The 13,012-nt window shown below is 44.1% G+C and carries 8 protein-coding genes; all 8 read right to left on the reverse strand.

Annotation, left to right across the window (positions count from 1 at the left end):
• Nucleotides 1-73: 73 nt before the first annotated feature.
• The 8 genes from ACSQ8P_RS17820 to ACSQ8P_RS17855 all read right to left on the reverse strand — a co-directional run bounded on the left by ACSQ8P_RS17820 (nt 74) and on the right by ACSQ8P_RS17855 (nt 12,931).
• Nucleotides 74-4,012 (reverse strand): discoidin domain-containing protein, encoded by a 3,939-nt coding sequence (locus ACSQ8P_RS17820; RefSeq protein ID WP_436236385.1) that lies wholly within the window; start codon nt 4,010-4,012, stop codon nt 74-76.
• A 234-nt stretch (nt 4,013-4,246) separates the two neighbouring features.
• A complete protein-coding gene (locus tag ACSQ8P_RS17825) occupies nt 4,247-5,470 on the reverse strand; it encodes a hypothetical protein (RefSeq protein ID WP_436236386.1) in 1,224 nt (407 codons plus the stop codon).
• A gap of 62 nt (nt 5,471-5,532) precedes the next feature.
• On the reverse strand, nt 5,533-6,408 hold the full coding sequence (locus ACSQ8P_RS17830) for a carbohydrate ABC transporter permease (protein WP_436236387.1): 876 nt from the start codon (nt 6,406-6,408) through the stop codon (nt 5,533-5,535).
• Between the two features lie 20 nt (nt 6,409-6,428).
• Nucleotides 6,429-7,385, reverse strand: coding sequence for an ABC transporter permease (locus tag ACSQ8P_RS17835; protein WP_436236388.1), 957 nt, complete (start codon nt 7,383-7,385; stop codon nt 6,429-6,431).
• A gap of 151 nt (nt 7,386-7,536) precedes the next feature.
• On the reverse strand, nt 7,537-9,054 hold the full coding sequence (locus ACSQ8P_RS17840; protein WP_436236389.1) for an extracellular solute-binding protein: 1,518 nt from the start codon (nt 9,052-9,054) through the stop codon (nt 7,537-7,539).
• A 200-nt stretch (nt 9,055-9,254) separates the two neighbouring features.
• Nucleotides 9,255-11,483: an AraC family transcriptional regulator gene (locus ACSQ8P_RS17845; protein ID WP_436236390.1), complete on the reverse strand. Its 2,229-nt coding sequence runs from the start codon at nt 11,481-11,483 to the stop codon at nt 9,255-9,257.
• 371 nt (nt 11,484-11,854) lie between these two features.
• The gene (locus tag ACSQ8P_RS17850) at nt 11,855-12,097 is read right to left on the reverse strand and encodes an NUDIX hydrolase (protein WP_436236391.1); all 243 of its coding nucleotides are present in this window, start codon (nt 12,095-12,097) and stop codon (nt 11,855-11,857) included.
• Between the two features lie 252 nt (nt 12,098-12,349).
• Nucleotides 12,350-12,931: a TetR/AcrR family transcriptional regulator gene (locus ACSQ8P_RS17855; protein ID WP_436236392.1), complete on the reverse strand. Its 582-nt coding sequence runs from the start codon at nt 12,929-12,931 to the stop codon at nt 12,350-12,352.
• Nucleotides 12,932-13,012 lie beyond the last annotated feature (81 nt).

Below are 13,012 nucleotides of genomic sequence, written 5' to 3' on the forward strand. Positions count from 1 at the left end.
ATTATTGTAAAAGTTCAATGATAAATGGCCCCCACAATTAGAGCGAGAGCCATTGTTTATCAGATCATCCTTGTCATTGGTTCTTCGGAACGGTTACTTTCAATATTACTGTTTTCTCGTTGCCTGCATAATCCGTAGCGACGTAAGTAATGGTGTATACCCGTCCTCCTCCGCTTCCGGATCGCTCAGCCCTCAAATCAAACATATAATCCGGTGTGTCAAAGTCTGCATTTTGAATATCCTGCGAGGTGTCTCCGTCACCAAGACCATCATCCGGCTCGTTGGAGGTGATGGATTCTAAAACAATGGACTGAATGCCGGAAATCGGGTCTATTGTGCCGTAAGTGCCTGCCGTTACGGTCACCATTTTATGATTAGCTGGCCACAGCTCGTTCATATTCTGATTCATTTGTATTTCCGGTACTGTTTTATCTACTTTCACGAATACACTTTTTAGCTCTTCCGTGTTTCCTGCTTTATCCTTGCTTTGATACTCTATCGTATTCGTTCCTTCAGCCGAAACATCGATGGCGCCATCATAGATTAGCCATTGGCCGCCATTGATACGATATAGAACTTTATGGATACCGGATAACGGATCCGACGCATTTAAGGTCAAATTCACATCCGAATGATACCATCCGTTGGCATTGGCCGGAGGTAATCCAACTGTAGTGACCGGAGCCGTCTTATCTATGTTAATAGACACGCTCTTCGGGGATTCGGGGTTTCCGGCCTTATCGACGCTCATATACTCCAGAACGGTATTACCCTCAGCGGAAACGGTAATCAGATTCGAATACGGTTGCCACTGCCCGTCATTATTCCGGTATTGCGTGTTTTCGACACCGGATTGATCGTCAGTTGCCTCCAGCGATACCATTACATCCGTATTCTTCCAGCCAGAAGGCGCATCATCTGTAGTAACCGGTGGAATCTCATCTTGCGCAGCTCCAGGCTGCTCATATACCTCAAATTCCCACAGTGAATAACCGTAACCGGTACCTCTTTTTATACCCAGCATCCTTACATACCTTGCGCTAGTTGCCGAAAAAGAGATATCGTCTATGCCTCCATTGCCTATATTGGTATTGTATACATCGGTCCAGTCTACAGCATTGTCCGACACCTGAATCTTATATTCTTTACCGTATGCTGTCTCCCAGTTAAGTCTAACCCTGCTTACAGTCTTCATTGAGCCGAGATCCGTATAGATCCACTCATTGTCGGTATAGTTCGATCCCCATCTCGTAGTTGTCCTCCCATCGACTGCATTCCCGGCAACTAAAGCAGCCGTTTTGGATGAGCTAGCCGTAACCGGTCTGTCCAAGGCGAGGTTAATCCCGTAAGCATGAACATTTTCCAACCCGGCATTGACGGTCTTCATGATATTTACCATATCTGTATAGGGCTGATCCTGTTGGTTTACTAAGCCTATATTGAAATTCTCACCGTCTTTACGCCATGTAACCGCTTGATCGAAGTACGAAAACCAGCCTGAGCCAATAAATAACGGATGTGAAGTTTCGCTTTCCACGAAAGACTTGTAGGCCATACCTCTATCCGCAATACTAGCCACACTTGTAGCCCCATTTACGGGTGACAACCCACGCTGGGTAGTACTAAATGTATATTCCAGATTCAATAATGGTTTTCCGAAAGCTTCATATCTGGAAATCCAACTTGGATCGTTCGTGTAATTGTCCACTGAAAATGCATCTACAAACTCCATTGCCGCCGAATCCCATTCCAGACTGGTCCGCCAGGTGGGAACTACAGACGAACCTAGGAACAGATGGTTTGTATCATGTCTTTTGATAATATTTTTGACCGTTGAGAAATAGGTTCTGGACGCTAGCTTGATATATTCCGATACATCCGCAGCAGGCACCTTGGTTATATTGATCGAAATATTCTTTAACTCGTCAAACGATACCGCGCTCGTACCTAAAAGCTGGTTGACGGCAGTAATATCATTGTTGTACCTTGGTGCAAGAAAATTCACGAAAGCGCTTTTAGCCGCAGACGACGAATTATATGTCAGTACATCTTTTACAATATCGGTTGTCCATCCGGCCTCATTATCGTAAGTATAACCGATTAGCCACGGGTCATTCTTCGCTTTATCAAGCTGAGGGGTCAATGCGGTTTCTATAATGGCTTCACTCTGCGGGTCAAAAACATCGTAAGTCCATTGAATCCTTTTTAAGCTGCCGGGGTCTTGCAGGACATTAATGTACGGAAAAGTTATATTTTGGGGTCTGGTCCACTTACTAAAGGCATTAAAGCCCCAATCTATCAAACGTTTCTTTGTGATATCTTCCCATTTCGACTCATAGTTGCTGCCGTATTTTTTCATAATATTGGCGACAACGAAGCTTACTCTTTCGCCATTAGAATCGTTTACATAGGCAGGAGCATAAGCGACTGGATCGGGAAGTTCCTCAAACACCCCTCTTGGGGTACCGTCAGCCTTTTTAAGCGACGTCCCGTATCCCCACTCCCATATACTTGTGGCATCCACGCCTTTTAGAATAAATTTATTCCCGTCCGGAGAAATAAACCACCATTTGTTATCGATTTGCTGAAGTCTGAAATAACCGCTGCTTGTATAACTTCCTCCACTTTTAATCCCGCCGTACTGATCGAATTTTGCAAGATCAAGTGAAACATTTGACAGTGCATTCGCCTCATTCGTATATTCCAGCTGCAGTTGCTCGTCGGATGTTACCTTTCCAGGCCAGGTTTCATAAACCCACTGCCCATACTTGTCTGCCATTAAGCCGTCTTTTTTCAGTTCGAGAGCCATTTGCCCCGCAGTAAGCGCAGGTCCGGGATTCACGCCTTCCTGTCCGGTCCCTTTATAAATTTGAACTTCGGTGAGGGGGATATGCTGAAAGGCATGAGGACGCTTAATATCGATGACAATAAATCTGGCCGTCTTGTTCGACATCGGTATGTTGACCGAATAATTCCAGGTTGAGCTTGGGCTCGTTGAGACTATTCCAGGTGTTCTGATGTGTTTGTCAGCAATATAATAATAATCCGTTACAGCCTCAGGACGGTATTTTACCGTAAACTCTTTAAATCCCCAAGCCGAATTGGGTGAATTCAGAATGACGTTTATACGGTCAAGCGGGTAGTCCTTCAGCAGGTCAAATACCACTTGTATAGTTCCTGGGGCAGTCGCGCTCCCCGTCCATCCTGCATACGTTGTCGTTAATCCGTCAAGCAGCACTCCATTGGTTGAGGATATGAGCCCGGTAGCTCCTTTGTCTGGACTATTGCCTCCATTCGGGGCAACGCTAAAGTAATAATTTCCGGTTTTCAGCAAATTTTCTGCCAATAAGCTGTCTTTGTTCAGTTCGAGGGCCATTTGCTCCGCAGTCAGCGCAGGTGCGGGATTCACGCCTTCCTGTCCGGTCCCTTTATAAATTTGAACTTCGGTGATAGGGATATGCTGAAAGTCATGAGGTCTCTTTATATCGATGATAATAAATCTGGCCGTCTTGTTCGACATCGGTATGTTGACCGCATAGTTCCAGGTTGAGCTTGGGCTCGTTGAGGTTATTCCTGGTGTTCTGGTGTGTTTGTCAGCAATATAGTAATACTCCGCAGCCTCCGGGCGGTATTTTACCGTAAACTCATTAAATCCCCAAAACGAATTGGGTGAGTTCAGCACAACGTTAATACTGTCCAACGGGTAATCCTTCAACAGGTCAAATACGACCTGTATGCTCCCTGGAGTACCAGTGCCGCTACCCATGAATCCGGCATACGTTGTGGTTGATCCGTCAAGCAGCACGCCATTGGCTGAAGATATCAATCCGGTTACCCCCTTGTCTGGTGAACTGCCCCCATTCGGGGCTACGCTGTAGGAATAATTGCCGGTTTTAAGCAGCGTGCCTGCCCCATGAACATCTCCGGCAGGGATAAACGTTGCTGCCATGATGAGTGCCAAAAATACTGTCAAAACACGGGTTGGATACCATTTACGCCATTTCCCCATCATTTTTAACCTCCTCTTTCTTCCTTCAAGTTTTTAAGAATTCGCTTACAAACGAAAAAACTTACTTCGAGAGCATCTGTTTAGTCTTCTTTATGAAAAATTGATTTTGATGCTGCATATCGACCACCTCCTCTCATTCTATCGAGAAATATAAGCGCTTACAATTTATTGGGTTCAATCGGCACATCATCGATATCCTCGATTTCTTGCGCCGATTCAATACTTTACTCGTCTGTATTACTCCTCCATCTTCCGGCCTTCAGCGTCAAATTGCTTAACATACGCAACCAGCTCAGCGAAATTCACCCAAGAAATACCCACCTTTTGATCTGCAGCGCCATAAGATATAATCAGATCATCTCCTGCAATAATTCCACCTGTTGTAAACAAGCAGGGCGTAGGATAATCGCTCGGCATTTCCCAAGCCTGTTGAGCGTACATTAAACGCTCAGAGCATCGATGCGTCACAACCGGGAAGTCGTTATCCTGCTCGCGTACAATCAGGAAGGATTGTGTATACCCAAAGTGGATATCTTTCTTACCATGATAAGAAACGAGCCATTCGTTAGCTGAAATCTTGAGCGGCGCCCAGCTTGCTCCGATCCGGTTGTCCTCCCAGTGGAATTGGCTGGTTGCCAGCAGTCGGTGGGTTACCCGGTCCGTTGCGAAGTCTTCCAAATTCTCCGCTGCAGCAAGGTAGATCGATGGTTTCTTTACTTGAGATCCTTGCGGGAATAATGCAGGTTTCATCGGACGGTGGAGCATCACATATTGCATTTTCCCATCAATTCGCATCTTATCGGGGAACAGGAATACATCGCGGTTATCGCTTACATGGCCTTCCGTCAATGGGCATACATAGATAAAAGCTTCTTCATAACGGCTTGCTTTCAGCTTATCCAAATCCAGCTTATACAGGACGGTTACGGTATTGTTGGTACGCGCTGCAACGCGGAATGCATCATCACCTTCTTGCACCCACTCCGGCACATAGTCGTTGCGTGTATCAACCGAAGGCTCCTGATCAATGAGCCAATACGGACCCGGCGGAAACATACGGCATGCCACGGAAAGATACAGCTCCCCTTCCACTGGAAATATGCGCGGATCCTCGATGCAGCCGTTGGAATAATCGCGCACCCGATTACCGTGTATATCTGTAATGTAGATGTCTTCGAACCCCTCATTCAGAGCAGGAGCAAGTGCTGGCCTGGAAAAGTCGGCATCCCACGTCTTGCCTAGGTCGCTGCTTGCTGCGTACCCCAGAAAGATCGGATATGGGTCGTGCTTACCTTCCTTGCGCTTTTGAGACCATGGACCCGTAGCCCGAAACAGCATATGCAGCTTATCAGAAGCCGGATCTTTTACAATAGCTGGGTTTAGCACCATTTTGCTTGCCCACTCACAACCAGGAACCGGTTCGAGCACCGACTGCGAGGAATATCGGAAATGCGGCTTCATGAAGATGTTCCTCCTATTTTTGAGATAATGAAATCCACAGACTACAATGTGAGTGATCAAAACTATCCCTTGACCGCGCCAATCGTTAAGCCTTTGATGAAATAGCGCTGTAGGAATGGGTACAAGAAGATGATCGGCCCGATCGTAATACATACCGTCGAAAGCTGAACTCCTGACGCGGAAACCGCAATGTTAACATTCGCATTTAAATAATCCAGATTCTGCGCATTGGACACGATTCTTCTTAACATCATCTGCAGCGGATGATTCTCCGGATTATCAATAAACAACAGCGCATTAAACCAGTCATTCCAGTACGAAAGCGCATAGAACAGGGTGATGGTTGCAATGACAGGCATCGAGACCGGCCAAATAATTCGGAAGAAGATATACATCTCATGCGCCCCATCCATCGTCGCCGCCTCATTCAATTCAAACGGAAGCGTCCGGAAATAGGAGGTCATCAAGAATGCGTTGAAAACGGAGAACATATGCGGCAAGATCAACGCCAATAACGAGTCCCGCAAGTTCAGCCAGTTGGAGATGAGCAAATAATAGCCGACCAAACCGGGTGCAAACAGCAGCGTTAAATAAATATAAAAGGAAAGGAAATTCCGGTATTTCACCTTCAGATGAGAGGCGACATAGGAAAACATGGAAGTCATGAGCACAGCCCCGACGGTACCGACCACAGTAACGAATATGGAAACAAAGCCGCTTCGGTACACTTGACTGCCTTTAAATAAGAAAAGATAGGAATCAAGTGTAAATTCCGTAGGGAACATTTGGAAGCCTTTAACAATCTGATGCTCCGCTGTGAACGACCCGATATACACAAGCCAGAAGGGAATAAGGCAAATCAGGGCAAAAAAACCTATGAATACATATGCCACGGCGGACACGGTCCATTGAGATGCATCTCGTTGTTTCACTATCATACTTAAGCTCAAGCTCCTCTCTAGAATAACTTTGAGTCATTATCAACTCGGCGGACAATCCAATTGAAGAAAAGAATGGTGATAAAGCCCATGGCCGACTGGAATAATGCTATTGCCGCAGCATTGCTGTAGCTGTTCATATTCGAGAAATCCCTCAAGGATCGGTACGTATAAGTATCAATGACATCCGTAGCCTTGTAGAGCAGAGAATTGTCTCCTATAATGCCATAAATCAAGCCAAAATCACCGTAGAAGATCCGCCCCAAAGCGAGAAGCGTAAGTACGATAATGGTCGGCCGCAACAACGGCAAGGTAATGTGCCAGATCTGCTGCCAGCGCTTGGCGCCGTCAATTCGCGCGCTTTCATAGTATTCCTCGGAGAAGCCGGTTATGGTCGCAAGGTAAATGATCGAACCCCACCCGGCGCCTTTCCACACGAATATGATCGTCAGCAACATAGGCCAGACCGAAGGGGTCTGAAACCAATCAACCGGCTGAAAGCCAACGTCCTTCAGCAGCTGATTGATCATGCCGTCCTGCCCGTTAAAGAAATTAAGGACCATTAGGTTAACGACGATAATGGAAATAAAATGAGGCAAGATCACGAGTGACTGGGTCACCTTCTTGAAGAATACATGTCTGATTTCATTCATCAGCAGGGCAATTAATAAAGAGCTCACTGTACCTGCCGTAATGAACAGAAGGTTCAAGAATACTGTGTTTAAAGTAACCGCCAACCAATCCGGACCCGTGAAAAAAAACATGAGATTGTCGAGTCCCACCCACCTGCTCCCCCAGATACCTTTAACAGGTATAAACTGCTTGAAGGCCAATACATGAGCTGACATCGGTAAATAAGAAAAAATAAAAACGTACACAATTACGGGAAGCGCCATAGCATACAGCCACTTGTTCTTCCTGAGTTCCAGTATCATAATGCTCACCTTTCCTTTCGTATGTGACTGTATCTTACTCATTCGTGGAGCTGGCGTATAGTCTTGCTTTTATCAATGAGTTTGAACTGTAACAGCCCATGGAGGTTTGAATTCTATCACACACGAAGTCCGGAGTTTACTAAAATGAAAAGCCGGCGGACCTTGGGTCAAGGTCGCCGGCTTTTAGGGCAGTTTACTTCTTTTTACTGGCTAGGTACGCATCCAGCTGTTTTTGATACTCAACTTGGACTTTCTTGACATTAGCATAAGCCTTATCCTTAAACTTCGCTAAACCCTCTTTCGGTTCAATTAGACCCAATATAATCGGATCATACAACTCTTTACCCACATTGCTCAATTGTGCAATTTCATTGGATACCGGGCTTGGATCGAAAGTAAATCCGGCAAGAATATCTGTTGTAAAATTGTTAGGATCCCGCTGCCACTTGTTCAACTTGATAACATCTTCAGGCAAGCTGGCATCGATCCGATCCAACTTGGAGTTCCAGCCCCACGCGAAAGGAATACCAGCATAAGGGCTTTCTTTAATGGGTTTGAAAAGGCCCTCGCCCGAATCTTCCCAGTTCTTACCCTTTATTCCGTAGGCAAGTAAGTCGTAATTATCCTTCTGGTTTAACCAATTGACGAATTGAATGGCGCGTTCTTTGTTTTTGCTGACTACTGGGACGGCAATGAAGTTTCCTGCTTTGAAAGTTGAGGCCATCTTCATACTTGGATCATACAAGCTGAATGCTTCTGCGGAAGCTCCTGGAACTGACTTTTCCAGAGAAGTTCTGGTGCTAAGAGCTACACCGAAATCATTGAAGGTTGATACAGCTGCTTTTCCTTTAGCAAATTCCGCATTTTTAAGAATGAGGGCATCTTTGGCAAGAATCATATCCTGGTAGAACTTGTGATTTTGTTCGAAATTTTTCATGATCATCGGGTCCATATTATCAAAGATATTATAGGCCTTTCCATCATTGCCTTTGGTATACAGCCCAGGATAATTCGAGATAGCGGCAAGATTGGCTTTCGGATCCAGCATACTTGCCATCTTCAAACCAGTATGTTCGGTGCCGTTCGGAATATACGGGGTGATATCCGGGGCCATCTCTTTCACAGCATACATAAATTTGACCAGATCATCGTAGCTCTTGATCGGAGCAATGCCCAGCTTCTCCCGGATGTCCTTGCGTATAACAAACGTCCACGGACGAATGAAATTCACTTCAAGCGGTACCGCGTACAATTTACCGTTCACTTTGTTGGCTTCTAGCAGTTGCGCAGAGCGGTTGCTCTTAATCTCAGGTCCATACTTATCAATGAATGAGTCTAATGGTTCATAGAGCCCAGCTGCAATATTTTGATACGGATTATTGTCCCAAATCAGATCGTAATCTTCCGCGGAGGACAATGCGACTTGGCGTTTCTGAAGGACATCCGCCCATGGAATAAACACCACGTTCAGCTTCACATTAAGCGAACCGGCAAGACGATTCTCCATCTCTCCCTTCACTTCACTCCAATTGGCTGGCGGATCTCCCGGGAACATGATTTTCAATGTAACCGGATCTAATTTGGCCACCGTGGAAGCTGCTGGTTTGCCGGTTGGGGAAGTTGCCGCCTCCTTCGAACCGCAAGCGGCCAATGTTCCTGCCAGTATTAGCGATGTCACCATTAATAAGGTACTTTTACTTCTTAACTTCACTGTTTAACCCCTCCTGTTTTATGATCAACCGAGCAACGACATAACCATCGTACGCATTTTGGTTTCGTGTGTCCGGTGTGCTCGGTTCGTACTAGATCATACCCGGATTGCTCAGTTTCCGTACAGTCCGGTATCTATCAATCAGTATGAAATGTTATAAAGGGGGGAGTATCAATTGCCCAACAATCAGAGTACGAATTTCAATGCTCTACATCATGTTTTCCCATACGGTATTGGTTCGGCGTCATCCCGGTCGCTCGCTTGAATGCCGCAAAGAAGGTGCTCTTAGTTTGAAATCCAGACTGTTCCGTTATATCTGCAACGGTCCAATCGGTCGTTGTAAGCAGCTTGATGACATGCTCGATCCGTTGGTCTGTAATATAATCGGATAATGAGCAATTAAACTGATCCTTGAATATTTGTCTGGCATAGTTCACAGACATGGATACATGTGCGGCAATGTCATCTACGGAAAGCATCGGATTGTGAAGATGATTGCGTACATATTCGATCATCTCCGCAGCGACCTCATCCTTTCGGCTCGAGGCATTCTTCTTCCGGTTCTGTTCTATGGTCTGCAGCATCACCTGGTACAGCCACGCTTTCACTTCACCTAAGGTGGCGAATTGTTCAAGAAAAGAATGGATACTCTTCATCCCTTGAAATGTTTTATAGTTTTTGAAGCTTTTCATGATGGAATAAATGATGTGAGTCAACTGCAGTTTGCATTCCTGATAGCTTAGTTCCTGCATATGCAAGGTGAGGTGATCCAAATAACCTTCAAGTGCTTTATCATTCTTAAGCTGAACAGATTGAATAACCTGTTTCAACAATGCTTCATCGAGATCACTGTCTTTGCCTCGTTCATATCGCTCCAAATCATCAGAAGTGAACACCCTATCCTCATGATTAATGAATCCCATTAACGTCAGTTCGTAAAGCTGGTTATAGATAATCTGCAGATTCTCCTCAACATCAAGCACGGAACTGATAGCTGCATGCACTTCCAGCTTAAGCCATCGACTGATCTGAACCTTAACGTCATCCATCGCTCCTATTGCTAGTGCCATTTCTTCCTCTGAAGTAGACAAAGAAATGAGTGCCACAATGTGATCAGAGCCGAAATCGACTGTTTCCGCAACAAACCCGTGATTCGAAAGAACTTCGACCATAATATTCCCTAATGCAAAACGCAATAATTTGCGCGAAGCAAAGTCAAACTGTTCTTCGAAGCGTCCGTACGATTCCAGACGAATGACCGCCATACGGAATGATCCCGTTTCGAGAATTTGCGTTTGGTTCCTAATAAACTCTTCAATTGGTTTGGATGACTTCGAATTAAGAATCCATTGACGCAAGAAATCATCCTTCACCAGAGCTTTGCTGCTTTTGATCGATGAATCCAATTGTTCAATCTTCTCAACAAGCGAATGGAAACCGGAATGAATCCATGCCATTTCATTGCCGGCATTTGATGCTTGTAGGATAGCATGTTCCTTGCCTAGTTTGTTTCGTATTTGAGAGACCAAGTCGCTAAGAGGCTTTAAGCTGCGGTATGATTGCCAAAACAAATATAACAGCAAGGCTAACAGCAGAAAGATCGAAGAACCAATAATTTGGATACGAATCTTAGCAACCTTTGCTTGCCATAAGGAGATCGGCGCCATGTGATATATATTCCATCCTTCTACAGGAAACCGTTCTGACTGAATGGACCAGGTTTCATTGCCAAACTTCCATTTCCAGCCCTGGTCTACTGCCGATTTATCTATTTCCATTAGCGCTTTGGTTAACGCAGGGTCCGTATTCCCCAGGATGAACTCTTTATTTTTGCCTTCAATATAAATTTTATTAAGATCATCTGCTGAAATCTGCAGCATGTTCTCATTCAACAATGGTTTACTGAACAGAATTGCAACAAATCCCTGAAAGTTCTGATTAGGTCCGGCTGCTGGTACGACAAGTGCAAGAAACGATTCTCCTCCCACCTCATGGTTAACATACTGCAAATACGGCGTTTTTTGATTCTTAATGTAGTCCAACATCGTTTGGTCATAAAAATCCTTTGTCGTATAGATGCTCGATTCAGAAGTGTAGATTTGATCAATATTAAAGTTAATTAAATAAATGCCTCGAATGAAAGGCTCACTGCTCATAAATCCCCTTACACTTGTCGCTGCTTTATCCAATGTCAAAGGGGAATACTGGTCCTCCCCCATGTTTATCCAAAGCGCAATACTTTGATCCGAATAGATTCTTAGCGCAAACTGACGTAATTTTTGCAGGGTAAATTCCGAGGTTTTAACGATTTGATTAATTTTCACCTGATTGGACTTGTCCGTTTCATCCATCGCGCTTTTAGAGAACTGTTGGCTGAGGAAAACGGTAAATACTAGGGTAAGCAAGCTCACTGCAATGCAGGAATACATAAATATGTTTAAATACATCTTCTTCGGCTTTATCCGGCTCCACATGGCATACCCTACCCTTCTTTCTCAATATATCACACGAAAACAATATGACAGGATTCCTGCTTTGTCCAGTATGAATCTTAACAAAGAAGTGTGAATTTTATTACATGAGTAGAGTCATCTTCGTTTTAAATCATTCTACCAAACCATGTCTGAAAAAATAGATAGTAAACAGATGGAAGCGAAAATAACGGAAAACGTAGTTTCATTAGTTGCCTGCAGTATGTAGAAAATTTACAATATTTTATTGTTTCAACAAACTGTATTATGAAGTGTGATTAATAGTTCCTCTTAGTACGGTGCTGATGATTTACCAATTATTAATCCCTTTAACTCACTTGGTATATGTATGTATTCTGCTGCTCTTTGAGGCTCCATCCAATTAATTCAACCTCTAAGCCCGTTTCTTCTTTTACCGCACGAATAGCAGCTTCTTCAAGTGTTTCTCCCCGTTCTACCCTTCCACCAGGAAGTGTATAGTAGGAAGATTTCATACCCTTGTTTTTGACCATCAATACATTTTTTCCTTGTTCATCAAAGAGAAGCACGTAGGCAACATCTACTCTTTTCATCTAATAAATCCCCTTCTCGAAGAAATATGAATTATCAACAATTCGTTACTTTATTGGAACTATCCTGCCCGTTAATCGCCGGGGCCTTGATCACATTACAAACCCCATCTAACAAAGATTCGTAAATTGTATTACCATCTCCTCCACCCTGCTAAAAAGGCGTTCACCCTTCCAACGCACGTAGACTCGATCTCAAAAAAATGACGTACTACATCTGCTGATGTCACAATGGTTCACCTTTTTTTGTTGATTCTATTTAAGCAATGTAAGTATTACTTCTACTGAATTATCAACAAATGATCGTTCGGGACGAGCTTTCATGATCACAGTAAGTCCTATTAAAGATACGACTAGTGTCTGTGCTAAATTCTTTGCGTTAATACCTGTATCAAGCTCACCTGAGTGCAAACCTCGTTCAATCGTTTCTTGAAATATTACCGAAAGATACATCTGATGTTCTCTTGTTAGGATTTCAAATTTCTCATCATGAGGTGAAAGTTCTACCATTGAATTGATGCAAAAACATCCCCAGTTCGGGCTTTGTTTATATTCTTTTGCCACCATATTTTCAAAAAAAGCGCGAAATGCCTCTTTTACGGAAGAATTGTTTTGAAGAATAGTTCGAACATATGCAGCGTGAGAAGTCGTATATTTACGCAATGCAGCTTCAAATAGTCCCTTTTTGTCTCCAAAGGCTGAGTATATGCTTGGTCGCTGAATGCCCATTCTTGAAGTCAAATCGCTTATAGAGGTTGCTTCGAATCCTTTTTCCCAAAATATCTGCATAGCTGCATCCAATGCTTTGCTCTCATTAAATTCGCGTTGTCGTGCCATAACAACTTCCTCATTTCGTAACGATCAGTATGTTAAAATTGTATTGTGCAAAGAGTGCCCTGTCAATAAGATTAATTTTCA

This window comes from Paenibacillus sp. LjRoot153, from assembly GCF_964253085.1.
Taxonomy (GTDB): Bacteria; Bacillota; Bacilli; order Paenibacillales; family NBRC-103111; genus Paenibacillus_E.

Bases quoted from the DNA above. Each gene is read 5' to 3' on its own strand.
- ACSQ8P_RS17820 (WP_436236385.1), bottom strand. From the start codon at position 4,012: ATGATGGGGAAATGGCGTAAATGGTATCCAACCCGTGTTTTGACAGTA.
- ACSQ8P_RS17825 (WP_436236386.1), bottom strand. From the start codon at position 5,470: ATGAAGCCGCATTTCCGATATTCCTCGCAGTCGGTGCTCGAACCGGTT.
- ACSQ8P_RS17830 (WP_436236387.1), bottom strand. From the start codon at position 6,408: ATGATAGTGAAACAACGAGATGCATCTCAATGGACCGTGTCCGCCGTG.
- ACSQ8P_RS17835 (WP_436236388.1), bottom strand. From the start codon at position 7,385: ATGAGTAAGATACAGTCACATACGAAAGGAAAGGTGAGCATTATGATA.
- ACSQ8P_RS17845 (WP_436236390.1), bottom strand. From the start codon at position 11,483: ATGTATTCCTGCATTGCAGTGAGCTTGCTTACCCTAGTATTTACCGTT.
- ACSQ8P_RS17850 (WP_436236391.1), bottom strand. From the start codon at position 12,097: ATGAAAAGAGTAGATGTTGCCTACGTGCTTCTCTTTGATGAACAAGGA.
- ACSQ8P_RS17855 (WP_436236392.1), bottom strand. From the start codon at position 12,931: ATGGCACGACAACGCGAATTTAATGAGAGCAAAGCATTGGATGCAGCT.